Raw genomic sequence first — 24,296 nt, 5'->3', positions numbered from 1 at the left:
AGACCGCTATGGCACAGAACGAAAAATTGGAACTGACTCAAGAATGGGACAAGGTTTTCCCCAAGAGCGAAAAGGTGGATCATAAGAAGGTGACCTTCACCAATAACTTCGGCATCACCTTGGCTGCCGATATGTACATCCCGAAGGATGCAAGCCTTGCTGTAAATGGTAAGTTTCCGGCCATCGCAGTTTCCGGTCCCTTTGGCGCCGTGAAGGAACAGTCCAGCGGTCTTTACGCACAGACCATGGCAGAAAAGGGTTACTTGACCATCGCATTTGACCCCAGCTTTACTGGCGAAAGCAGCGGCATGCCCCGCCGCGTGGCTTCTCCGGACATTAACACCGAAGACTTCATGGCCGCTGTAGATTTTCTCGGCGCTCGGGAAAATGTGGATGCTGAACGCATCGGCATTATCGGTATTTGCGGTTGGGGTGGCATCGCCCTGAACGCTGCTGCCGCGGACACCCGCATCAAGGCAACTGTGGCAAGCACCATATACGACATGACTCGCGTGGGCGGCAACGGTTACTTCGATTCTGCAGACAATGAAGAAGCCCGTTACGAAGGCCGCAAGGCTCTCGCAGCCCAGCGCGTAAAGGATCGCGCCGCAGGTTCCTACCTGCGTGCCGGTGGCGTTGTGGACCCGCTTCCGGATGATGCGCCCTATTTCGTGAAGGATTACTACGCTTACTACAAGACTCCTCGTGGTTACCATAAGCGTTCCGGCAATTCCAACGACGGTTGGAACGCAACAGGTACCCAGGCTTATGCCAACGCCCGCTTCCTCCGTTACACCAACGAAATCCGTTCCGCTGTTCTCGTGATGCACGGCGACAAGGCTCATTCCTTCTACTTCGGCAAGGATGCTTACAAGTACATGGTGGAAGGCAATCCCGCTGCAGGCATCAAGGCAAACCCGAATCCTTCCAACAAGGAACTTTTGGTAATTCCTGGCGCATCTCACGTGGATCTTTACGACAACATGGAAAAGATTCCTTTCGCAAAGCTTGACGAATTCTTCAAGGCTAATTTGAAGTAATTGGCCTGAACCGCTGCGAAATGCATTTGAAAAGAAGGTGGTTCGCTGCCTTCTTTTTTTATAAAAAATGATTTGACATTGAGTCAACTCTAGGTGTTAAATTATGAATATGAAAAATTTTCTTTCAAGTTTTCTAGCTGTATCGGTAGCGTTTTTGCTGGGCTGCTCCAGCGAAAGTGTTGCTGCCAAAACTGCGGAAAATGAAACTCAGGTCAGCGGAGGTGAATCTGTGACCGTTGCAAATACAATCAAGTTGAATAGTGGCTACTCAATGCCGGTTCTTGGTCTTGGAACCTGGACCATGAGCAATTCTTTTGCATCGGATGCTGTTTATGAAGCAATCAAGATGGGCTATCGCCTTTTTGATACGGCGGAATATTACGGCAACGAGAAGGGTGTAGGTGAAGGTGTTCGCCGTGCCATTAAGGATGGCCTTGTAAAGCGCGAAGATGTTTTCGTGACTACCAAGGTGATGCCTGGCTATTACCGTAATCCAGAAAAGGGTATTGACGAATCCAATGAAACATTGGGTTTGGGGTACATTGACTTGATGCTTGTTCATCAGTCAGGGCCAAATGACGATGGCGTTTACAAGGCTTTGGAAAAAGGCGTTGCCGCAGGGAAAATTCGATCCATCGGAATTTCCAATTACTATACGGCGGAAGAATTTGAGCGTGTGACCGCAGGTGCGAAAATCAAACCTGCTGTTGTTCAAAATGAAAATCATCCGTTGTACCAGAATACGGAATTCCAGAAATATGTGGCCAAGTATGGTACCGTCGTGGAGTCCTACTATCCATTGGGCGGTCGCGGAAATACCCAGAAAATTCTTGGCAATTCGACGCTGAAAGAAATTGCAAAGGCTCACGGAAAGACCGCTGCTCAGGTGGATTTGCGCTGGCATATTCAGGCTGGCTACATCACCATTCCGGGAATTGATTCTCTCAAATACTTGAAAGAAGATTTCAATATCTTTGACTTTGAATTGACTACTGAAGAAATGAAAAAGATTGGTGAAATGGATACGGGACGCCGTTTTGAAAACTGGTAATTTTTCGAGGTGATTATGAAAAAAGTACTGATTTTTCTTTTGCTTGCTTGCGTCGCAATTTGTGCAGCCCCAAATTCAGGCAACGCCAACTCAAAAACTCTGGTCATCTATTACAGTCAAACAGGAACTACAGAAAAACTGGCACAGAGAATTTCGGAAAAGGTTGACGGCGAAATTTTTGCTTTGGATTCAACAGGTGCTGCGTCCGTATCCCCCTCCAATTACGATGTTCTTTTTATTGGGACACCTGTATGGAATGATTCTGTGGCGACGCCTATGATTCGCTGGCTGAAAAATCATTCCAGGGAATTCAAAGGGAAAACGGTTGTTTCATTTTGCACTTGGTGGACGACGCAAGCGAAAACGACGCTGGATCAAATCGTGGAGTTGACGCCCAAGGCAAAACATTTAGAGGGCTTGGATCAGCAGCATGGGAAAACAGCAGATGTTGAAGCATTCCTAAAGAAAATAAAATTATTGAAATAACAGAACTACTGGAATTTATTCCAGTTCCTGCTTGAGCATTTCCAGGAAGAGCGCTGCCGGCTTACTGAAGGCGGCGTTCTTTTTATAGACGGCCACCAGACCCACTTCTCGGGCGGGGTGCAGGGGGATGAACTTCAGCTCGCTATCTTCAGAGGTGTTGATGATTTTGTCTAGGCCAAGGGCACAGCCCACGCCTTCCTTTACCATGAGGGATGCGTTAAAGAGCAAGTTGTAAGTGGCGATGACATTCAGGGGAATGCGGCCCAGCCAGCCGGAAAATTCGTTGCTCCTAAAGGATTGCCTAGAAACAATCAGCGGAATTTTTGTTAGGTCTGCGGGCCTTATAAATTTGCGATCCGCTAGTTCCGAATCTCTGCGGACGAGGAGCCCCCAGGTGTCTTTGCTTTGCAGGGCGAGATAATCGTACTTCTGCTTGTTTACAGGTTCGATGAGAATGCCGAAATCCAGTAAGCCCTGGTCCAGTTTTTCGGTAACGTCAGCGGCGTTTCCGCTGAAAAGGTTCAGACGGACTTGGGGATGTTTTTCGTTAAATTTCTTGAAGACTTTTGCGATGACTCGCATGCCGTCGGTTTCGCCACCGCCCACGAAAATGTCGCCGGTAAGTTCCTGTTGGCTTGCGACCTTGAATTCGTTTGCGGTGCGTTCTGCAAGGGCCACGATTTCTTCGGCTCTCTTGCGGAAGAAAATGCCGTCTTCGGTAAGGATGGTCTTCTTGTTGGAACGCGCAAACAGCTTTACGCCCAGCTCTTCTTCCAGTTCTTGCATTTGGCGGGAAAGTGTTGGCTGGGTAACGAACAGCACGTCGCTTGCCGCCTTGGAAATGCTTTCTTCCTGGGCGACGGCTAAGAAGTATTTGAGGGTTCGAAGTTCCATGGAGTGAAATATAATTTTACTATCCAAATACACAACCCATCAGCAGCACAGAACATACCACAAAAACAAGTACTGTTGCGATACCAAGAATTTTCCACTTGAGGGAAAATTCTTTTTGGTATATGCCCAATCCAACATAGGGAACAAAGCTCAACAACGCAGGCATGATGTAGCGGAAATCGTTGCTGCAGGCGTAGGGATATTTGTAACGCAGGAAACTCAATGCTGCAAAGAACAGGATTCCCTGAATAAAAAGAATCCAATGGTAAACATCTAGTTTTGTATTCCACCAGCCGCGAATCGCAAATACGATCAAGCCCAGGAATGACACGCTAATGAAGGATGCCAAGGTCTTACCCAATGCGGTTTCCACAAGTTTGAATTCTCCAAACAGGGAAGATTTGAGGGCGTAATTGAGAAAGTATTCTCTGCCCAGACCGTTGGCCCATGCGCTGGTATAAGGTTCCGTTAGGAAAGACTTCAGATCAAAATAAAGATAGTTTCCGGCTTCGTTCCCGACTTTCAAGCCCGAGTGCAGACTGTTTGCGTTGGAAACTAGGCCTCCTTCGCCCATTATTTTTTCGAAGGCCAATCCAACAAAGATTAGAAATAATAAAATCCAGCTTGTGATTTCTGGTTTGGTTGGTGTAATTTTTTTTGGCGAACGATTTTTGAGATAGCCTGCAACAGCCATCAGTATTACAAGAGCCAAAGAGATAAAGCCTGTGGATTTTGTCCAGATTGCAAGAGCTGCGCAAACCACGGCGAAAACAAGGGACGAACCTTTCCTATACCTAATGTAATTGAAGCCTGAAAGCAGACAAAGAACATGCAGTGCAATGAACATCTGATCGTTCCCGATTCTTGGAGCGACTAAAAGTAAGGTTGGCCACACCGTCCAAAGGGCTGCGGCAACAATCAGGCTTTTGCCATCCACAAGTTTTTTTAATAGGGCAAGACCACAAATCAATACGAGAATTGAAAGCGCCAAACTAAATAGCTGAACGCCTGCACTTGATGCAAATCCTAGCAGGCTACTTGCAATAAGCGAAGGTACCGCCACCGTGTAATAAACTGGTGGATGGTAACAGGTCCAGCATTCATCCGCTGCAGGAATCGCAAGGTTATCCGCAATATACTGAATGTACGCCAAATGACCTTCTACATCATTTGCAAATTGAGTGTAGGGCAGGGCGCTGAACATGGCAAATCGCAGGAATACTCCGAACACGACGCAAAGAAGTAAAAATGAATGCCACTTGCGGCGTTTGCATAAGGATGCAAGAGCTAATCCCGCAAGGATTGCAATCACGATTTCCAGGGCGTCCGTAAAGCCTGTCCCCTTAGGAAAAACATTGATTCCTCCGGGTCCGCCACCATTTTTCAGGGAAAGTTCATAAGTCGTTCTAGGGCCAACGCGGTGGGGCGCGGTAACAGAATCTGCCAGCACAAATCCCTTGCTGTAATTGCATCTGCCAGAATAATCCGACAGAGGAATGTCTGCGCTGTTAATCGTTAGCGATTCTGCGCAATCATCGGGGATGATATTCAGGTCATAGTGAAGATTTAGCGGATTTGAGATAACAAAGCTAACGCGAAAATTTTCGCCCTGCATCATTTTTCTGGAAATCGGCAGCGATGTCTTTTCGTCGTTTTCTCCTTGGTGAAGAATCACATTCTCTACACGGATTTGCCCGTATTGCAAAAATGCGAAACACGCAAGAATGCCGACGATGCAACGAAATTCAAAATTTTCAAGAATTTTCTTAAGCACATTTTTCATTTCTTTTTGCCTTCGTGATATTCTTCTTCGGTATTGACATCCCAAAGATCCGATTTGTCAACGGAGCCTTCGCGAATACACTTTACGGTTTCCATGGCGGTCAGCATACTGTGATCCATGTTGTTGTATTTGTGCATGCCGTTACGGCCCATCAGGAACAGGTTTTCGATGTTGTCCAGATATTCGCGAATCTTATGGAATTCGCCATAGGTTCCGAAGTAGGCCGGATAAGCCTTCTTGACGCGGAATACAACGGAATCGCGAACTGACTCCGGCTTTGCCACATGAATCCTGTCCAGTTCTGTAATGGCAAACCGGATGAAGTCGGCATCGGACATTGTCCACATTTCGTCGCCTTCGTTAACGAAGTATTCCAGGCCAATCCAGACCTTGGACGGATCACTAACCAGATATGGACTCCAGTTGTTGAACACCTGAATGCGACCCAGCTTTACATCGCTTTCCTGAACATAAATCCAGTTGTCCTTTATGTTTCCTATTTCAAGTTTATCCAGCAGCAGACCGACGGTCATAAAATCACGATAGACGAGTCCTTCCGCAACCCGCTTTACTTCGGCGGGAACGGAAGTCTTGGGCTGATCCATGGCGGTCACCAGTTCCTTCACGGGCATGGAGCTTAGGAAATAGTCGCATGGAATTGTCTCGACTCCTTGACTGTTGTCAACGGCGACACTTACCACGCGGTTCTCAATCCGATTTACTCCCACAACCTTTGCGTTCATCACAATTTCGCCGCCCATGTCAAGGATTTTCTGGGCGACGGTTTCCCAAAGCTGGCCTGGCCCAAGTTTTGGATATAGGAACTGGCCGATTAAACTTGTTTCGGTATTTTTCTGACGGAATTTATCTGCGCTATCCCTATCAATGGCGTGTCTATTACTTTTGAAAATTTGCTTTACCGCATGAACCACAGTCTTTGTAATGGAAAGTCCTTTAATTCGCTGGCCGCCCCATTCCGGGCTGATTTTATTGCAGGGAACACCCCAGAGCTTTTTGGTGTAGTCCCTAAAAAAGGTTCTATAAAGTTCAACGCCGAAACGGTTGATCATAAAATCTTCTAGACTCTTTTCGGAACGGGCAGGAAGCAACTGCACCTTAAGATAGCTCAGACCAATTTTCATCATTCGCCAAAATCCAAGACCGCGAATGGTATTTCCGTTCAAGGTTACGGGGTAGTCGAAAAGTTTCCGCAGGAACAATATGCGACTCAGCCGACTACGGCAAAGCATGACCAAATCGTCTTTTTCTGGATGGGGTCCGTCCTTGGATTCCAGGGGAAGAATGTTCAGCCACCAGTCCATAACGGCATCGCTCTTGCTGAAGAATCGATGGCCTCCAATATCCATCCTGTTGCCTTTGTAGCAAACTGTCCGGGAGATTCCGCCAATTGCATTTTCTGCTTCGAAGATTACAGGCTTTACATTTGTGGTGCGAAGTAATTCCAATGCGGCCGTCAAGCCTGCTGGCCCGGCACCTGCGATGACAGCAATTTTGGGGGATTCATTTTCAGTGGTCATGTCAATCCTTTTTTTCTCGGAACAAGGTCAGCTTTCGCGCTCCGAAGTTCCACATCAAAACAACTGCCGCGGCAATCATCTTGGAAATCATTTCCTGCCCATGGAGCGAGTCAACCAGGAAAACCATCAACAGTTCGTTAAGCGCAACACCTGCAAAACCAATCACGGCGAATACGGCAAACTCTGCAGACTTGCGCATTTCAAGCCTGCGTTTGCAATCCGAGAAAACCCACCTGACGCTAAGGGCATAGTTGAGTACCAGACCAGCAACCAATCCGATGAAATTCGCAAGCAGATAATGCCACCCTAGAACATACAGGCAAAAAGCGAATAGCCCAAAATCCACTAGAAAGGCAAATCCACCCACTAGTAAGTAACGTGCTAGTTGCGCTAGCACTCCTTTTATTTCAACCATAATGTTATCGTTTAGTTTTTACAGCAGAGAAGACTTGAACCATTCTCCGTAGGCAAAAGCGTCAGGATTTGCAATTTTCTTTAAGCTTTGGTACAAAATAATCTACAGAAGTCTCAGGAACATTTGCCGCACAATGCATCTCAAGAACTGCATCTTCCTCGCAACCGAGACCAATGTACGCAACGCTATGTTCTATAAAGCCTTCGGCCTGTTTGCAAAAGTTAAGGAACGCTTCACGATCTTCTGCACATTTTCCCTTATTGCCGCCATAAACTCCACTAATCGAATAAACGGGTTGAGTTTGTCCCTCGACAAAGCTCCTTAAACTTACTGTTAAATAGCTATCGCCATTTTCAAAGGTCTTGACCTGTTGCAGGGAGGACTCTTCTCGATAGACGTTTACGACACAACCTTTTTGATTTTGGTCCATTTTTTCATATACCGTTTCTTTGGGCGTTTTAAAAACACGATATGTAGAATTTGTACCCCTGTTCATTTCGACAATAGCAGATGTGTCTATTTTAAATCCTTCAGGAATCAGTCTTTCATTAAACCATTCCCCATAGGAAGCTGCTTTTGCGGAAGGAGAATAACTGCCTTCCTCACATTTCCAGATTTCGCTCTTGAATATCTGATTTTTTCTTGTGGGTTTCATTGAAGTGATTTCGCCATCGCAATCTTCAAACAAGAAATAAACGGGAAAATAGTTCATGCTCTTCATGCACGATCCACCCGGGCTAATGCTAGTAAATTCTATCTCGTTGTCTGCAACGCTACTTAATACATGGCCCGTAGGTTGTGCGCCATCATTTACGAAAGTCGCGTAATACTTGCATTTTTCCCTGCTTTCGTAAGCAACATCCCTCATTAATTTCGACGTCATTGGAAAGCACTTTGCCATATCTGTTTGGGCTATTTCCTTCAAGATAGGTTTGTCTGTTAAATCAAAGGAACTGTTCATGAAATCTATACATTCCATAGATGCAGAACCGTTATAGGCAATCACATGGTTGTCAAAAGTAAGTTCATCAACACTGGAAACATATTGCAAGACATAGCGCTCAAGGGTCTGGTGATAGTTTACCGCAACTGAAGTATCGGTAGGCGTAATTATCGGAGAATCAATACTACTAGACGATGAAGAAGTCGGCTCCTGATACGACGACAAAGATTCAAATCGTCCCGTTGAAGATTGAGCTTTTTTAGATAATTCTGCGCATCGATTAACGGTTGCATTTTCAAAACGAGTGAACAGGATATTTATTGAATCTGCATGTACATTGGAAAGTCGACAAGCGCCATCGAAAGATCCATTCTTGCAGCCATTACTTAAAGTAAAGAATTCATTGCCGGCTTGGCTTTCACATTCACTCTTGAAGACATTGTAGGCGGAATCGCACTTTACTCCCACGTGACCGCCATTAAGCGTGGATACGACAAACCCTTCCTGAATTAGGAATGTCATTGCTAGACTTGTGCTATCTGCGGTACATTCAGCTCGCGCACCAGAGCCATCTTCTGCTAATGCTAGTTTTCCACCATCAATTCTAGCATAGGCTGATTCTTGCAGACTTGTTCCATAGCTATACCATTCGTTAAGCCGTTCCTCAGAAACGGCATTCTGGTCCTCAATAGAACCGCCAGCAACCTTGTCTGATTCGGAACATGCAAACAAGAATAAAATCAGCAAACAGAATAAGGCAACTTTATCGAATTTCATCTTTTTTTACATCCTTTATTTGCGGAACCAGATTCACCTTTTAAAATTTTTTCGGTTAGAGGGAACAACTGCAGATTCACTCGATAGACTCGATTGCCTCCCTTCTTTGCTGTCGCTATGGAAATAATCCTTTTTCGACAGGCGTCAAGTTCCTCTACGATCTTGGCGTAATCTTCTTCATCGATTCCGATGGTGGCTCCAGAAAAATTTCTTTCGCTTACGGGATATTTTTCAATGGCGTCTTTCGCAAAGTTTGCCATTTCCTTGTGCATGGCGCGAACCTGCGTGGGCATGGCCGCTACAGAGGCCTGAAGCGAACGATCCTCTTGCTCATAGACATCGCTTGCTGTTTTCCTAAGAAATCTTGCGCGGGTCAGAAATGCCAGTGCGTTGCGGACTTCTTCTGCGGAGAAAACGCCTCTGCAAGCCTTGGATAAATCCGAAGGTTTTGCCCCGGGCATCATGGGCACCAACTCACGAAGCACCGGATATTTCCAGGACTCATAAAACGAAATGGACTCGCCTTCCAGTACACGGACTTGGTGAGAACTTACAATGTTGATCATTTCCGCATAGGCGTCTTCTTTTTCTGCATCTTTCTTGGCTTGGCCAAATCTGACCAGTTGCTGAAAGTAATCGTATTCTGCCCCGACAAGCCCCATCGCCTTTGCAACGCGTTTTGTTCCTGGGTTGGAAAGCCCACTTTTACCATCGCAAACGACTTTCAGATAATTTGGTGATGAAAAACCGCTGACTTTTGCAAATTCACGCCAGGAAAAAGCGGAAGTCCTTTTTTTCCACTGGTAATAATCGCTCATGAAAGAACGGTAGTCGTCGTATTCAAATACAGATTTTATCACATCTAAAATATAAACCTCCACGGAATGGTCGTGGAGAAGATTACTACATGAAAATTTTGTTTTTTTGCTGGTTTGTATTATAAAGTGTATAGTATAGCGACTTGCGGCTGAATTTTTGCTGCTATGCTAAAATAAATCCAGCGTGCTGTCCAGGTAAATTTCTTCGCGGACGTTCAGCTGGTATTCTGGCTTGATCATGTAGTAAAGCAAAAATTCCAGGATGAGGGCGCTGCCGAGGCTGCGACCTTCAATTTTAAATTGTGAAAAACCTGCGGGGGCATAAATATTTTGAATGTCGTCAATCCCGATAAAACCAGGATTTTTCATGGCGTCGGAAAAGCGGTAGCCCTTCTTTGCACCCGGCGATTTGCAGATATGATCCTTGCAATCTTCGCCCAAGTTTTTGCGGCTCACGTTCTCGTAACAAATTTTGCGATCCTGGCAACCGAACCAACAGCATTCATTGCAGAGAAATTCCACTTTCTGTTTTTGGGCTGGTGACAGCGTGGCGAACTTATCCAATTCCTTGTTTAGTCTAAAATCTGGAACAACATAACGAAATTCATCGCGGCTCAATTCTTGTTGGAACTGCGCGAAATCCGTAATGACCTTCGTTGTGGAAGAGACGAAATAGAATCCCGGATATTTTGACTTTAAATAATTCAATAGCAAGTCGGAATGAATGATGATGCCATTTTGCGCGCAGTCTCTATCTGGATTTCGTGCACGGTCCGAGTTTTGCCCGGCGCATTCACTACTAGCATTTCCTTCAAACATTTTGCATAGATCGTTGCAACGAGTGTCGGAAAGATGTTCTTCCCTTAACAGGGAATTGCTGAACGTCAATCTTGCAGAAATACCATATTCCTTTAAAAGCTCCGCCACCCGTTCTGCAGGCTCGTCGCCAAAGCCAACGCGGCCGCCGCCCCAGATGCAGTCGGCGGGAGCCCCATAAATGGAACCGATTTCACACCAGTCGTAAAACCACTCCCGATGCTCACGGAACAGCGGCAAAAACGCCTTGTACAGATCGTAGAATTCGAATAGCCCGGGAAGGTGGTAAAAAACTTTCATTTGCAATCCTTATTGCACAAAATAGAATTTCTACGGGCTTCGCACAGCCGCGACAGATTCAAAACATTTATATTTACCATGGTATGAAAAATCGCGTTTTAAAAGATCATTTTGTTATCGCCTACGTTGCGGTGATTGCGGTCTGTTGCGTAATCTTTCTTGTTACGAGTTTGAAAATTCATTCCTTACCAGAACTTGGGTATGTAATCAGTAATGACTTCTTGAAGTTGCTAGTTCAGTACAAAAATTATGAAATCATCCAGGACGCATCCGCTGTACTTGCCGTCACTTTTGGAATAGCCATTTGCATTTACATCGCCCTCAAATACAAGTTTCCAAGATTTGAAGAGAAACACAAAAAATGGAATCTGGGTTGTGCGCTCATTGTGTTTCCTGTTATAGGCCTTTCGGCCTCTATTGCTCCTAATCTGGATTTCCCCACAAGGTTAAAGGCGGAGCCTAAACTCCATAAGGAATTCGTCGTCGATAAGTATAAGTCCCATGGATCAAAAAGTGGAACCTCTTACCACTTGCTGTTTAGCAGCGGTTCCTCATTTATGGTGGGTTCAAAAAAATATAACGCAGCTTTTGTCAGACAGGTATATTACACGGTTTATCAAGGCGATATTTTGATCCAGATTTTTTCGCCTGATAGATATCGTTTAGCCGAATGAAGCAAGGAAATATGATGAACGGTTTTAAGGATAAAGTAGTTGTTGTGACAGGCGGTGCCCACGGCATCGGAAAGACCATCGTTAGCGAATTTGAGCGTGAAGGTGCGAAGGTTGTTTTTATTGATATTCGTGAAAACGATTCCTTTGTAGGTGACCTTTCCAAGAAGGAGGTCCTGGAAAAGTTTGCGACCTTTGTCATTGAAAAATTTGGCCATGTAGATGTTCTGGTGAACAACGCCTTGCCTCTGATGAAGGGCATAGATGAATGTTCCTACGAGGAATTTAGCTACGCCTTGGCTGTAGGGGTAACCGCACCATTTTACTTGGCGAAACTTTTTGCTCCACATTTTGCAAAAGGTGCTTCCATCATCAACATTTCTTCATCCCGCGATCGCATGAGCCAGCCCCAGACCGAAAGTTATACGGCCGCCAAGGGCGGCATTGCTGCCCTCACTCATGCACTGGCTGTAAGCCTCGGTGGGCGAGGCGTCCGGGTGAATTCCATTTCGCCGGGCTGGATCGATACGGACTTTACTGTTTACGAAGGTCCCGACGCTACCCAACAGCCTGCAGGCCGCGTTGGCAACCCGCTGGACATTTCCAACATGGTGCTGTTCCTGGCAAGTGACAAGGCCGGGTTCATTACAGGCGAAAACATCTGCATCGATGGCGGCATGACCCGCCAAATGGTATATCATAACGACTGCGGTTGGAGATTAGAACAGTAGTTTGTAAAATACTTTTGTTATCTTTTCAAGAGTAAAACTATATTGATATTGGATGAAACAGCTTCAGTTTGCATACGTTAACCCGGAACACCTGGGTGATGTACTTCAGAATATAGCCCGTTTCCGCGGAAACAGGCAGCTGAAGTTGTTGTTTCATATATACTCGGAACAGCCTGGTTTTAGACAGTTGAAGATTGTCTGCAGCGCCATTGTCAAGTTTTTCCCTGATGCCCTTTGTGTGGGTTGTTCGGGTAATGGCAATATTGTGGATGGCGCGTTCTCGGGCGAGTCTGTGACTGTAACTTGCTCTGTGTTTGAAGATCCCGCTACTCGGATCGAGGTTCTTCAGTATGTGCTGAAGGAGGAGTCTGCCGAACCTATTGCGGAAGATCTGGCCCGAGAAGTTGGAAAGCGCCCCTGGGTGTCGGCTGTAGAAATGCTTGCGGCTACTCCCGGATTTTCCTTTACCGGTTTTTGCAATGGCTTGAGTACCATGCGGCCCGAAGTCCAGGTTTTTGGCGGGCTGGCAGGTCAAACTTGTGAAGAAACTCCGGCTTATGTATTTTCCAACGTCTGTGACTTCTCTAACGAGTCCGTCGTCTGCGTTCTGTATGGCGGTGAAAATTTCCATGTGGAGACGGTCAAGGTTTCTGGATGGAAACCCCTGGGTAGACCGTTTACGGTGACTAAGGCTCAGGGGAACGTTCTTCATGAGCTGGATGGCAAGCCTGCCTTTGAAGCTTTCTCCAAATATCTGAATATCCAGAACGACTATTACTTCTTCCAGAACACTCTGGAATTTCCCCTGTTCTATAACGAGGATGGTGAGAACCTGTTGCGTTGCCCTATGGCCTGTTCTGAAAATGGGGCCCTGCTTTTGGCATCGGACATGGGTGTCGGGATCATTACGAAGCTTGCCTATGGCGATCCTCAATCCATTATGGATAGCGTGCGCCTGGGTACGACGAAACTGTCAAAGTTCTGCCCGGATGCCATCTACATGTATTCAGGCATGGGCCGCCGAATGTTCTGGGGTGAAACAGATGTGAACAACGAAACTGTTCCCTTCGATACCATTGCTCCGGCTTCTGGTTTTTATGCGACGGCACAGTTCCTGCGCACAAGAAATTTTGTAAAGCTGCATAACCTGTCCATTGTGGTGGTAGGTATGCGCGAAGGCGAAGCGAATACGTCCAAGATGAAGACTGCCGTGGTGAATGACGATTCACGGGCGGGCAGGGTTTCTGTGATTACCCGCTTGGCGAACTTTACCAACGTGTCTTCTGCCGAACTGGTGGAAATGTACAACATGATGACCAAGAACTCCATTACGGATGCCTTGACCGGTTTGTACAATCGTGGTGAAATCCAGCGCCGCATTGCAGAACGCCATGCAGAAAATCCCGATGCTCCTATGTCGCTGGTGATGATTGATATCGACAACTTCAAGTCGGTGAACGATACCTATGGCCACAAGATTGGTGACATTGTGATTCAGGGCCTTTCTAAGCAAATCCAGATTGCTACCTACGAAAAGGCTCCCGATGCAGATGCCGGCCGTTGGGGCGGTGAGGAATTTATGATCATGCTTCCTGATATGGGTATTAAGGAAGCGGTTGAGTTTGCGGAAACGGTTCGTACCGGATTCGCCCAGGTGATGTTCCCCGAAGTGGGACGCAAGACCATCAGTCTTGGTGCTACAGAAATGAGATGGGGTGATTCCATTGACGCCATTTGTGTGCGTGTGGACGAAGCCCTTTACAAGGCTAAGAATTCAGGTAAGAATAGGGTGGTTACCCTTTAAAGAGTTTACTTCGTTGGCGTTGTAAAATTAACAATGGTTTGTTTGAATTGCCCATACCAAGGGCAATTTTCTTTTGTATAAAATGAAAACCCCCAGCTATGAACGCCGGGCGGTTTAATTTTTTATCCTTCGACTTTGCGCTTATGCGCTTCGCTCAGGATGACGCGGAGAACCTTATTCCTTGACGCTCCAGGTGGTGCCTTCCTTGCTGTCCTTGATCACGATATTCATGGCGGCAAGTTCGTCGCGGATGCGGTCGCTTTCGGCCCAGTTCTTGTTGGTGCGTGCTTCCTTACGGGCGGCCAGCAGTTCTTCCACCTTGGCGACGTCAACGCCAGCGGCACCTTCGTCAGCCTTCTTCTTGTAGTCCTGACGGGGTTCGTCCAGCTTCAGGCCGAATACCTTGTCCATATCCAGGACAAGAGCTGCCTTTTCGCCGTCGTCGATGTCGGACTTCAGCATGGTATTCATGATACCCAGGGCGCGGGGCATGTTCAAGTCGTCGCCGATAGCGTTCTTGAATTCTTCCTGGAATGCCTTGGCGGCTTCGCTCTTGATTTCGGTTGCCTTACCGATGAGGGCGTCGGTCTTCTTGTGAAGGCTCTTGAGGCCTTCCTTGGCGCCTTCCAGAGCTTCCCAGGTGAAGTTCAGGTAGTTGCGGTAGTGGCTGCCCACTGCGAAGAAGCGGTAGTCCAGCGGATTGAAACCGCGATCCACCAGCAAGTCAACAGTGAGGAATTCGCCGCTAGACTTACTCATCTTGCCGAAGGTAGTGGCGGTGGTGCCGTCTTCCAGCTTTTCTTCGCTGGCGGTACGGAGGAATTCACCGTGCATCCAGAAACGGCTGAAAGTTACGCCGTTGGCGCATTCGCTCTGGGCGATTTCGTTGGTGTGGTGCACGCGGATATGGTCAGTACCGCCGCAGTGAATGTCGAGGGTCGGGCCGTTGTACTTCATGGCCATGGCGGAGCATTCCACATGCCAGCCCGGGAAGCCTACGCCCCAGGGGGAATCCCATTCCATGGCGCGCTTCTTGTCGGTGGGGCTGAACTTCCACAGAGCGAAGTCGGTGGCGGCTCGCTTTTCGCCCATGTCGATACGGCTGCCCTTGCGGAGGTTTTCAACGTCCAGGCGGGCGAAGTCGGCGTAACGGGGGAACTTCAGGCTATCGAAGTAGATGCCATCGGAAGTACGGTAGGTAAAGCCCTTTTCTTCCAGGGTCTTCACCAGGTCAATCTGTTCCTGGATGTGCTGGGTGGCAGGAGTCCAGCGGGTGGGTTCCTGAATGTTCAGGCGATGCCAGTCGTTCATGAAGGCGTCGGTGTAGAACTTAGCGATGTCCCAAACGGACTTGCCTTCGCGGGCTGCGCCCTTTTCCATCTTGTCGTCTCCGGAGTCGCCATCGCTAGTGAGGTGGCCAACGTCGGTGATGTTCACGATGTGGTTCACCTTGTAGCCGTAGTAGTTCAAGGTGCGGACCAGGAAGTCTTCGAAAATGTAGGTGCGGAGGTTGCCGATGTGGGCGAAGTGGTACACCGTAGGGCCACAACAGTACATACGCACGGCGGGAACGCCTTCAGGAAGTGTGAAAATCTCTTTCTTGCGTGATGCGGTGTTGTAGAATTGAAGTGCCATTTTAGCCTCCGGTTAAGTTTGGGTGCCGCGGGATGCGGAACCATGGTGCGCCAAAGATAGAAAATTTTCTATTTTTCGTGATACAGAAGTCATTGTCTAACCTTCTTTAAAAAACAACTATGCGTACACTATTTGAAAAAATCAAGTACGAGGTGAAAGACCTCGTTGTTCTCCTGAGAAATATCCCTTCCCTGGCTGTTACATTTTTTGTACTGTCTGTGGTTTGCATGAACCTGCTCGCCAACAAGGAGCTGTTCTCTACGGAGTACCTGGCCCTTGATTGCGGTTTTACCCTGAGCTGGTTCTCCTTCCTCTGCATGGACATGATCTGCAAGCGCTTTGGCCCCAAGGCCGCCATGAAGGTTTCCATGGTGGCGCTGTTTATCAACCTGGTCACTTGCGCCTTGTTCAGTCTGCTTTCACGCACCCCCGGAATGTGGGGCGAATTCTACAGCTACGTGGATTCCAATCCCGAAATGGCGAACGTAGCCAACGCGGCGCTGAATGCCACATTTGGCGGTTCCTGGTATGTGGTGCTGGGTTCTGCTCTTGCCATGTTCACTTCGTCGGGCGTCAACTCCATTGTGAACTACCTGATTGCCAAAAGTACGAAAACCACGGGCTTTAAAAATTTTGCACTCCGTTCCTACATCTCCACCATGGTGGCCCAGTTTGTAGACAACTTTATTTTCGCCATGGTGGTGAGCCATGTGTTCTTCGGTTGGACCATGACCCAGGTGATCGTCTGTTCCATTACCGGTTCCGTGATGGAGCTGCTTTGCGAAATTCTGATTAGCCCCATTGGCTACAAGATGGTCTGCAGCTGGGAAAAGCATGACGTGGGCCGTGAATACCTGAACATGAAGGCTGCAAAATGAACGTCCTGATTAGCGGTACAAGTTGCGGTATTGGCCGCGCCATTGCGGAACTTTTTCTGCAAAATGGTTGCGCTGTTTTTGGATTGGATATTGGGCCCGCAAGTATCCAGAGCAAACTATATAGACATTACATCGCCGATGTCTCGGACAAGGATTCGCTTCCCGCAATTGATGAACCGATGGATATCGTAATCAGTAACGCTGGCGTCCAGAATTCCGGTAGGGACATCGAAGTGAATCTGAAAGGTTCCATCAACTTTGTAGAAAAGTATGCCTTTCATGCAGGCATCAAGTCGGTACTTCTGGTGGCATCCGCCTCCGCTCACTCCGGTGCCGAATTTCCGGAATACTCCGCTTCTAAGGGCGGACTTCTTTCTTACATGAAAAACGTGGCTTTGCGGGTTGCCAAGTATGGCGCCACCTGCAATAGCATTTCACCGGGTGGCGTTACCACGGAATTGAACCGCCCTGTCATGGATGATGCAAAACTCTGGAAACAGATCATGGATGTAACGCCCCTAAAGCGCTGGGCGTCTCCCGAAGATATTGCCCAGTGGGTGTACTTCCTTACGGTGGTGAACAAGAACTGCACTGGTCAGGATATTCTCATCGATAACGGCGAGAAGGATCTGAACGCCACCTTCGTGTGGCCGGAATAGATAAGACGGAATATTTTCCGTTTTTTGATGTCGCCTGTCAGGCGACCTAAAGAGCGTTTCCGAAAGGTCCATTGTAGGCATAAGGAGGTCTACAATGGACAACATGGAAAGACGTTACCACGAAAATGGGAAAGTATGGTTTGAATGCCCTCTGAAAAACGGCTATCGCGATGGAGCCTGCAAGGAATATTATCCCTCTGGCGCACTGCGTAGTACCGCCACCTATCGGGAAGGTTTGCTAGATGGGCCAAGAATCATGACCTTTGAAAATGGCTTGCGGATTTGTCGCCATGTTTTTCGGGATGGTCGTGTGATTGATGGCTTTGTTCCTGTGTTTGGAAGGGACGGCTCTCTTGCGTTTTCTGAATACTGGGAAAAAGGCCGTTGTCGCTGTTATGATCGCAGTAACCGTCTTTATCGAGAATTTGGAATGTTGAACAGAATGGAAATTTGCCTGAAGGTGTAGAGTGCTCCTATCACGAAAATGGTCAGCTTAGTATGCGTTTGTTTTTCGTGAAGGGGATGGTGAAAGATGGACCGGTAAATTATTTTGATGGAGAAGAATGTGAATCAAGGGATGACTTTCTGAATAGAACGTTTGACCTTTTGTCTCATAAGCTGGAATGGATTCTCTGTCTAGCGGTACGTGAATTTATGTTGCGATTGCGCTTGCCTAATGACGGGCCGACTGAGGAACTTGTTCTGGCAAATTTAAAAAAATTAATAGGATAGCTCTTTTGAAAAAGATATTTTTTAATTTGTATAAAAATAGGTCTGCCTTTATTTCTTATATTTTAGAAATAAAGTTGAGGCCTTATATGAAAAAGTTCTTAAGTGTATTTGGTGTCGTAGCGGTGGCAGCTTGCATGACCGCTTGCAATGAACAGAAAATCGCGCAGAATCAAACTGCTGCGGAACCTGACGCAAAGGCGCAGAAAACCGCTGTGATTTATTATTCCCAGACGGGAACCACCAAGAAGGTTGCCGAGGAATTTGTAAAGCAGCTGGGTGCCGATGCCATTGAACTGCAACTTGTAACGCCCTATCCCTCCACTTACGACAGCACCATTGCCGCTGTCCGTGCAGAACGCGAATCTAAGAAGTGGCCTGCCCTCGCTAACGCCAAGCAGGATCTTTCCAAGTACGATACGCTCTATGTGGGCGCTCCCATTATGTTTGGTTTCTTTGCCCCGCCTATGTATACCTTCCTGGATTCTAACGACTTGAGCGGAAAGGTGGTGGTGCCCTTCTGTACTTACGGAAGCGGCGGTCGCCTGGCCAGTGCCAAGGAATTAAAGCAGTTGGAACCCAACGCCAACGTGGTGCTTTCCTACGGCATTTCTAATCGTCGCGCCAACAATCCCGAAGTGAATGTGGCCGAGGAAATTGAAAAGCATATTGCCGCAGTCCGCGCTGGTACCGATGAGAAAAATTTCGTAGGCGCATATGGTGAATCTCGCCAGCCCACGGAAGAAGACTTGGCTGTGTTTGCCGAAGCCACCAAGGATTACGGCTATTTGAAGCTTACACCCATGAGCGTGTCCACCCAGATTATGGCGGGAACCAACTACATGTTTACCTGCAACATGAAGGCCTTCGGCGAAGAACTTACCGCCATGGTAAAAATCTTCAAGCCCCTGCCCGGCCGTGGAAACGCACAATTGATTAGTGTGGATAAGTAGAAATCTGTTTCTAGGGGGTAGGCCTCTGTGTTGGAGGCTGTATGGTGTATTATCTAATTTCTATTCTAAAAAAGTGAATAAGAAAACCTCCCGAAAAAAATCGGGAGGTTTTGCAATTTTTGATTTCTTGCGTTGCGCGAAACCTTAAATCTTCAAGCAGTTCTTTTTCCTGTGGTGATATTCCGCCGTGGCGGTGAAGATGACGTCACTGCTGGAGTTCAGTGCGGTTTCCATGGAGTCCTGTACCACGCCCAGGATAAAGCCCACAGCTACGGCCTGCATGGAAATGTCGCCGCTGATGCCCAGGATAGAACAGGTCATGGGAATGAGGAATAGGGAGCCGCCAGCGATACCGGAAGTTCCGCAAGCGCCAATGGCACTCATAACGCAGAGAATGCAGGCGGTGGGAAGGTCCACATGGATGCCCAGGGTGTTTGCTACGGCCAGAGTCATGACGGCGATAGTCACGGCGGCACCGCACATGTTGATGGTGCAGCCCAGAGGAATGGAAACAGAGTAGAAGTCCTTTTCAAGACCCAGGCGTTCGCAAAGTGCCATGTTCACCGGAACGTTGGCTGCAGAACTACGGGTGAAGAAAGCGGTAATGCCGCTATCGCGAAGGCAGCGGAATACCAGGGGGTAGGGATTTTTACGGAGTGTGATGAAAATGATGATGGGATTCAGGACAAGGGCGACTACCAGCATGCAGCCCACCAGTAAGGCCAAGAGCTTTCCGTAGTCGGCGAAGATGCTCATTCCGTTTTCGGCAACGGAGGAGAATACCAAACCTAGAATGCCGAAAGGTGCCATCTGGATAATCCAGCGGATGACTTGGGATATGGCGGCGGAAGCGTCGGTGATGACGGTGACGGTATGGTCTACAGGAAGTTTCTTAAGAGCCAAGCCGAATACGATAGACCAGAAGAGGATTCCGATGTAATTTGCACCGGCCAGGGCTGCGATGGGATTCTGGACGCAGTTCTTTACCAGGTTCGTCAGAACTTCGCCAATGCCGCTAGGGGCGGCACCTTCTGCAGCAGAGACGGACAATTTCATGGTGACTGGGAATAGTTCGCTTCCTGCGACAGCCAAGGCGGCTGCGCCAATGGAGCTGATGACGTAAAGAAGAATCACCTTGCGGAATCTGCTGCCGATTCCTTCTCCGGCTCCTGCAATGGAACTTGCCACCAGGGCGAACACCAGGATGGGTGCGGCACCTTTCAGGGCGCCTACAAATAGGGTGCCGAGAATGCCGATGGCGCTGAGCTGCGGAGCGAATAATCCGAGGACAGCGCCAAGAATTAGTCCGATGATAATACGAATGATGAGGCTAAGCTCAATCCATTTCCTTGCAATACGTTTCATAAGAGTTCCTTTTTTATCAAGTGGAAATATAGTTATGAATCACACCGAATGAGGTTCGAGGTATGAGATATGAGATATCTCCTTTATTCTTTAAGCTTTAAGCTTTACACTATTCACTATTCACTCTCCTCAATCCTCTAGGTAGCGAAGCTACCGACCTCGGGCCTCATAGGGAGGCGAATGCCGACCGACCTGTTCGCTAATTATTAACTTTGTCGCATGCTTTTTGAAGAGATTATCAACGAACATTATGATCCCCGTGAGTATCCCGCCTTGGCTTTCCTTGCGGACCAGTGGGTTTGTGAACGCCCCTTTGAAGGCCTCAAGGTTCTTGTGGCGACTCCCATTTACAGGAATACTCTCCTGGAATACCGAACCCTGATTGCTGGCGGGGCTCAGGTCTATGTGGGACATGCGGTATCAGGCGATACCCAGATGCCTTGTGATGAATCGGTTGTCGAACTTCTGACCGAATCTGGGGTCCCTGTTGTTACGGATGATGATATTAAATGCGGTAAGGTGGCTGATGATTTTGACCTGATTCTTGATTGTGCGGGTCAGTTCGCTTCTTGCCATCCGAAGCTGGGCTTTGTGGAATTGACTCGCAGCGGTGTGCAGTTCTTTGAAAAGTCTGAATTCCCCGTGTATGTGGCTGATAGTGGGATCGTGAAGCGCATTGAAACCATTCTGGGAACAGGTGATGGTTGCTTTAGAGGTTTGGAGCAACTTGGCTATAATGATTTCGAAAATAAGAAGCTGATTGTTTTTGGAAGCGGCAAGGTTGGTTGCGGCATCGCCCTGCAGGGAGTTCGTCGCGGAATGCAGGTGACAACTGTTACCGACACAAACCGCAGAAGTTCTTCGTCTGATTTTTGCCATGTGCTGGAACGCAACGATGTAACTATCGTGGATTGCTTTAACGATGGTGCTGTAAAGGCTGCTGTTGAAGAAGCTGACTTCCTGGTGACCGCTACTGGCGTAAAGGGCGCTCTGTCTATCTCGGCGACGACAGTCATCATGAACCGCCCGGAATTGGTGGTGGCAAACATGGGCGTCGAAGATGAGTTCGGTGAATTCGTTCCCGAAAGCCGTGTGCTGAACCACAAGGCTCCCTTGAACTTCATGTTAGATGAACCTACCCATCTCAAGTACATCGATACGAGTCTTGCTTTGCACGCCGCACTTGGAGAACGTCTTGTTCAGGAATACAGGACCTCGGGTAAGGCTCCCTTTGTGGGACCTGCGGATCCGCCGGACGATATTGAACAGCGTCTATTGATGACCACGATCCAGAATGGTGTCATCGGTTCTGAAGTCTGCGACATGATGAGATAGGCTGTTTATAAAAACATTTTTTCAAAAGGTTTGCAGTCCTTTTTTTGACTTTCATATATATTTGGTTCTATGATGAATAAATTTGCTTTCGTTTCTGTTGTTTCCCTGTCTATGGCCTTGACTGTTGGTGCCTTTGCCGAAGATATTATTGCCAAGACTTCCAATGGCTCTACCGTTATCCTGCACGACAATGGCCGTTGGGAATATTATCAGAACAATGCACAGATTCGTGATGTGCGCCCGACCGCCGTTCCGGAGGATGTGAAGTATCAGATTTCTGTGGATTACGAAAGTGTAGACAAGTTAAAGAAAGATGTCCGCATGGCTATGGAAGCGGACTTTGCCACTGAAGAAGAAATCAAGGATAGTCTGCGTAAGGTTCCCAAGGGTGGTATCGTCTATTTCCAGGTTCCCAAGGAACAGATCAAGAAGGGTATGGTCCGCGACTTGACATTCTACATTTACGACAAGGGCAAGAATCCCATCTTTACACAGTCTGCCAGCGATGATGCCGCCACTCCCAGCGAAAGCAGCAAGATTATGAACTTGATGGTGGCTCCTCTTTATGCTCGCCCCAAGGCAAACGTGTTGAAGGCCAAGGCTGTTTGCGGTCGCGAAACCATTGAATTTGAAATTCCTGTAAAGTAGACTCATGAAGTTTGCTGTTGTGGATTTGGAGACCACCGGCGGTACGCCGGAAAATGGTCGCATTACAGAAATCGGGATTGTTCTGCTGGATGATTTCGAGGTGGTGAAGACGTACCAGGTCTTGCTGGATCCGGGAATGCCCATACAGCCTTTTGTGCAGAACTTAACCGGAATTACCGACGAGATGGTTCAGGGGCAGCCGCAGTTTGCTTCTGTTGCCGAGGAAGTTGCCGAACTTTTGCAGGGCCGCATTTTCGTGGCGCACAATGTTCAGTTCGACTGCCGTTTTTTGCGGGCTGAATTGCGTCGTTGTTGCATCAAGATTGATCCGCCCAGGCTTTGCACTGTAAAGTTGACCCGTCGATATTTTCCGGGGCAGGGGAGTTACAGCCTGCACAACCTGATCATGAGTTTGAATCTTCCGGACTTTAATCACCACCGGGCGCTGGCAGATGCCATGGCTGCTGCGGAATTGCTGAAGCTGTGCCTGCAGAAAGCAGGTCCTGAAAAAATCCGGAAGGAAGTGAAGAACATTACCAAGGCTGAAGCAGAAGTGATGTTCTAATTTTTTGATAACCGCGTCGCGCTTACTTTAGAATGCCGGCGCGGTATTTCATTTTAAGAATACGGGCGCAGGACTCTTCGATTCTCTGTTTGTACTTGGCGTTCTGATTGGACATGGCCGTAAGGATTTTTACCATTTCCACTGCTTTCTGGGGATAGGTAATCATGAACATGTCGTTGCCGGCGGAGAGGGCTGTCTGCACAAGTTTCTTGAAATCCTTAGAGGGGTAGTTTTTGCTGGTGACTCGTTCGGTCCCACTGATCCAGGCGCGGAGTGAAACGCCCCACAGGTCGTCGGTGAGGATGACTGTTTCTGGTGACATGCGACGGGCCAGCGAAATAATCTTGGGCTCGAAAACGGCAGGGCGGTTTGACACGCGGACAAAGCGGACGCTGCTCATCATGGTGATGGGAATGTCTGCGGCGAGGGCGTTGAAAAATGCGACGTTTTTCTTGATTGACTTTTTGGGAGTGGTGCTGATGGCAATCTGGTGGTCGCTATTTGTCCAGGAATCATAACCGGGAAAATGCTTGGAAACGCAGACGATGCCGCTCTGGGCCATGCCCTTTACGAAGGCGCGGACCTTGTAGGCATTGGTGGTGTCTTCGCCCCAGCTGCGGTCCGATTCTTCCATGAAGGAACGCTTGCCTCGGCTGTCTTTTGCCGGGTCCAGGACGGGAGCCAGATTCATGTTGATTCCCGCTTCCTTCAGCACGTTTCCGATTTGCTGAGCCAGTTGCTGGATAGAGTCCGCCTCCATTTTTCTCATGGCCTTAGCGCTGGGAGTTCTTGCCCACTGGGGCGAGATGCTGGAGATGCGGTTTACTCGTCCGCCTTCCTGGTCTACGGCGACGACGGGAGGGATTGCGAGGCTGTCGTTGATGGTGCTGATGACATCCTTGAATTTTTCCAGATCCTTAAGGTGACTGCGCATTACAAGGATACCGCCGAATTCATTATCGATCATGAAGCTGGCGGGGGTCATATAGACCATGACCATCTGGGCGGCCTTTTGCTTGATGCTCATGGAATTCCATAGGGGCATCAAGGCGTCGGGAAGGTCGTAGGGGTTTGGGACCGCTGCGGTGTCCTGGATGGACTCTGTTGCGGTGGCTGCGGTTGCAGTGGGCTCTGCGGCAGATTCAGGGGCTGATTCTGCGGAGACGGCGCCTGCGGAGGTGGTGCCTGCTGTGGATTCTGCGTCGGTTCCGGTACTTGCGACGGACTCGTTGACGGTAACGGAATCTGCGGCGGCCTTGGCGGCCATGGCAGAAAGGTCCTGCAGGACAATATCCTGGGACGTGTCCGGGGAAACCTGCATGACGGCACTGTCTAGGGCAGACGGCACCGGCTGTGCGAAAACGGCACAGAATGCGCTTGATACAATAAAGACTGCTGTTCTAAATTTCAAAATCCATACACCTCTCGACTTGCTCGTTACCCTTTAAGGTAAGGAACTTGC

24 protein-coding genes are annotated in these 24,296 nt (G+C 48.2%); 14 read left to right on the top strand and 10 right to left on the bottom strand.

Annotated elements, in window-relative coordinates; all coding sequences use genetic code 11:
- The first annotated feature begins 8 nt into the window (after positions 1 to 8).
- The 3 genes from BUB73_RS02325 to BUB73_RS02315 all read left to right on the top strand — a co-directional run bounded on the left by BUB73_RS02325 (position 9) and on the right by BUB73_RS02315 (position 2,577).
- The gene (locus BUB73_RS02325) at positions 9 to 1,040 is read left to right on the top strand and encodes an alpha/beta hydrolase (protein ID WP_073283602.1); all 1,032 of its coding nucleotides are present in this window, start codon (positions 9 to 11) and stop codon (positions 1,038 to 1,040) included.
- 103 nt (positions 1,041 to 1,143) lie between these two features.
- The gene (locus BUB73_RS02320; protein ID WP_254794995.1) at positions 1,144 to 2,091 is read left to right on the top strand and encodes an aldo/keto reductase; all 948 of its coding nucleotides are present in this window, start codon (positions 1,144 to 1,146) and stop codon (positions 2,089 to 2,091) included.
- 15 nt (positions 2,092 to 2,106) lie between these two features.
- Entirely contained in the window at positions 2,107 to 2,577 is a 471-nt protein-coding gene (locus tag BUB73_RS02315; protein WP_073283293.1) for a flavodoxin family protein, read from the top strand.
- Positions 2,578 to 2,592: 15 nt separating this feature from the next.
- Here the strand turns inward: BUB73_RS02315 and BUB73_RS02310 are convergent, their stop codons facing one another.
- The 7 genes from BUB73_RS02310 to BUB73_RS02280 form a co-directional block, all read right to left on the bottom strand.
- On the bottom strand, positions 2,593 to 3,498 hold the full coding sequence (locus BUB73_RS02310) for a LysR family transcriptional regulator (RefSeq protein WP_217650908.1): 906 nt from the start codon (positions 3,496 to 3,498) through the stop codon (positions 2,593 to 2,595).
- A complete protein-coding gene (locus tag BUB73_RS02305; protein ID WP_073283288.1) occupies positions 3,491 to 5,254 on the bottom strand; it encodes an ArnT family glycosyltransferase in 1,764 nt (587 codons plus the stop codon). The genes BUB73_RS02310 and BUB73_RS02305 overlap by 8 nt, the downstream gene beginning before the upstream one ends.
- Positions 5,251 to 6,792 (bottom strand): NAD(P)/FAD-dependent oxidoreductase, encoded by a 1,542-nt coding sequence (locus BUB73_RS02300; RefSeq protein WP_073283285.1) that lies wholly within the window; start codon positions 6,790 to 6,792, stop codon positions 5,251 to 5,253. The genes BUB73_RS02305 and BUB73_RS02300 overlap by 4 nt, the downstream gene beginning before the upstream one ends.
- 1 nt (position 6,793) lies before the next feature.
- Positions 6,794 to 7,207, bottom strand: coding sequence for a GtrA family protein (locus tag BUB73_RS02295; RefSeq protein ID WP_073233382.1), 414 nt, complete (start codon positions 7,205 to 7,207; stop codon positions 6,794 to 6,796).
- Between the two features lie 61 nt (positions 7,208 to 7,268).
- A complete protein-coding gene (locus BUB73_RS02290) occupies positions 7,269 to 8,927 on the bottom strand; it encodes a hypothetical protein (RefSeq protein WP_073283282.1) in 1,659 nt (552 codons plus the stop codon).
- Entirely contained in the window at positions 8,924 to 9,787 is an 864-nt protein-coding gene (locus BUB73_RS02285) for a TIGR02147 family protein (RefSeq protein WP_249269381.1), read from the bottom strand. Before BUB73_RS02285 ends, BUB73_RS02290 begins: the two co-directional genes overlap by 4 nt.
- Before the next feature lie 126 nt (positions 9,788 to 9,913).
- A complete protein-coding gene (locus BUB73_RS02280; RefSeq protein WP_073155339.1) occupies positions 9,914 to 10,861 on the bottom strand; it encodes a hypothetical protein in 948 nt (315 codons plus the stop codon).
- Between the two features lie 83 nt (positions 10,862 to 10,944).
- Between BUB73_RS02280 and BUB73_RS02275 the strand changes: the two genes are divergently transcribed.
- From BUB73_RS02275 to BUB73_RS02265, 3 genes are read left to right on the top strand one after another with little or no spacing between them, the layout of a single operon-like run.
- Positions 10,945 to 11,535 (top strand): hypothetical protein, encoded by a 591-nt coding sequence (locus BUB73_RS02275; RefSeq protein ID WP_073283279.1) that lies wholly within the window; start codon positions 10,945 to 10,947, stop codon positions 11,533 to 11,535.
- A gap of 14 nt (positions 11,536 to 11,549) precedes the next feature.
- The gene (locus tag BUB73_RS02270; RefSeq protein ID WP_073283597.1) at positions 11,550 to 12,263 is read left to right on the top strand and encodes an SDR family NAD(P)-dependent oxidoreductase; all 714 of its coding nucleotides are present in this window, start codon (positions 11,550 to 11,552) and stop codon (positions 12,261 to 12,263) included.
- A 52-nt stretch (positions 12,264 to 12,315) separates the two neighbouring features.
- The gene (locus tag BUB73_RS02265) at positions 12,316 to 14,067 is read left to right on the top strand and encodes a sensor domain-containing diguanylate cyclase (protein ID WP_073233390.1); all 1,752 of its coding nucleotides are present in this window, start codon (positions 12,316 to 12,318) and stop codon (positions 14,065 to 14,067) included.
- A 174-nt stretch (positions 14,068 to 14,241) separates the two neighbouring features.
- On the opposite strand, the gene cysS is transcribed toward BUB73_RS02265, so the two are convergent.
- Positions 14,242 to 15,702: a cysteine--tRNA ligase gene (cysS, locus tag BUB73_RS02260; protein ID WP_073283276.1), complete on the bottom strand. Its 1,461-nt coding sequence runs from the start codon at positions 15,700 to 15,702 to the stop codon at positions 14,242 to 14,244.
- Between the two features lie 119 nt (positions 15,703 to 15,821).
- On the opposite strand from cysS, the gene BUB73_RS02255 reads away from it, so the two are divergent.
- From BUB73_RS02255 to BUB73_RS02235, 5 genes are all read left to right on the top strand, one after another.
- A complete protein-coding gene (locus BUB73_RS02255) occupies positions 15,822 to 16,580 on the top strand; it encodes a VUT family protein (protein WP_073155351.1) in 759 nt (252 codons plus the stop codon).
- Positions 16,577 to 17,239: an SDR family NAD(P)-dependent oxidoreductase gene (locus BUB73_RS02250; protein ID WP_073155353.1), complete on the top strand. Its 663-nt coding sequence runs from the start codon at positions 16,577 to 16,579 to the stop codon at positions 17,237 to 17,239. Before BUB73_RS02255 ends, BUB73_RS02250 begins: the two co-directional genes overlap by 4 nt.
- A 94-nt stretch (positions 17,240 to 17,333) precedes the next feature.
- Positions 17,334 to 17,705, top strand: coding sequence for a toxin-antitoxin system YwqK family antitoxin (locus BUB73_RS02245; protein ID WP_073155355.1), 372 nt, complete (start codon positions 17,334 to 17,336; stop codon positions 17,703 to 17,705).
- Entirely contained in the window at positions 17,690 to 17,971 is a 282-nt protein-coding gene (locus BUB73_RS02240) for a toxin-antitoxin system YwqK family antitoxin (protein WP_139259087.1), read from the top strand. Before BUB73_RS02245 ends, BUB73_RS02240 begins: the two co-directional genes overlap by 16 nt.
- 86 nt (positions 17,972 to 18,057) lie before the next feature.
- On the top strand, positions 18,058 to 18,921 hold the full coding sequence (locus BUB73_RS02235) for a flavodoxin (RefSeq protein ID WP_073233398.1): 864 nt from the start codon (positions 18,058 to 18,060) through the stop codon (positions 18,919 to 18,921).
- Between the two features lie 144 nt (positions 18,922 to 19,065).
- Here BUB73_RS02235 and sstT read toward each other — a convergent pair whose 3' ends face one another.
- The gene (gene sstT, locus BUB73_RS02230) at positions 19,066 to 20,286 is read right to left on the bottom strand and encodes a serine/threonine transporter SstT (protein ID WP_073233400.1); all 1,221 of its coding nucleotides are present in this window, start codon (positions 20,284 to 20,286) and stop codon (positions 19,066 to 19,068) included.
- Positions 20,287 to 20,505: 219 nt separating this feature from the next.
- Here sstT and BUB73_RS02225 point away from each other — a divergent pair, with 219 nt between their 5' ends.
- The 3 genes from BUB73_RS02225 (at position 20,506) to BUB73_RS02215 (ending at position 22,834) form a co-directional block, all read left to right on the top strand.
- A complete protein-coding gene (locus BUB73_RS02225) occupies positions 20,506 to 21,621 on the top strand; it encodes a Rossmann-fold NAD(P)-binding domain-containing protein (RefSeq protein ID WP_073283271.1) in 1,116 nt (371 codons plus the stop codon).
- 69 nt (positions 21,622 to 21,690) lie between these two features.
- Positions 21,691 to 22,269 (top strand): hypothetical protein, encoded by a 579-nt coding sequence (locus BUB73_RS02220; protein WP_073283268.1) that lies wholly within the window; start codon positions 21,691 to 21,693, stop codon positions 22,267 to 22,269.
- Positions 22,270 to 22,273: 4 nt separating this feature from the next.
- Positions 22,274 to 22,834, top strand: a complete 561-nt coding sequence (locus BUB73_RS02215; protein ID WP_073233406.1) for a 3'-5' exonuclease — start codon at positions 22,274 to 22,276, stop codon at positions 22,832 to 22,834.
- Positions 22,835 to 22,856: 22 nt separating this feature from the next.
- Here BUB73_RS02215 and BUB73_RS02210 read toward each other — a convergent pair whose 3' ends face one another.
- On the bottom strand, positions 22,857 to 24,245 hold the full coding sequence (locus tag BUB73_RS02210) for a glycoside hydrolase family 3 N-terminal domain-containing protein (protein WP_158535527.1): 1,389 nt from the start codon (positions 24,243 to 24,245) through the stop codon (positions 22,857 to 22,859).
- Positions 24,246 to 24,296 lie beyond the last annotated feature (51 nt).

The organism is Fibrobacter sp. UWH6 (genome assembly GCF_900142465.1).
GTDB lineage: Bacteria > Fibrobacterota > Fibrobacteria > Fibrobacterales > Fibrobacteraceae > Fibrobacter.
Note: the sequence above shows the minus strand (reverse complement) of the source record. Positions and strands in the feature narration are given on the sequence as shown.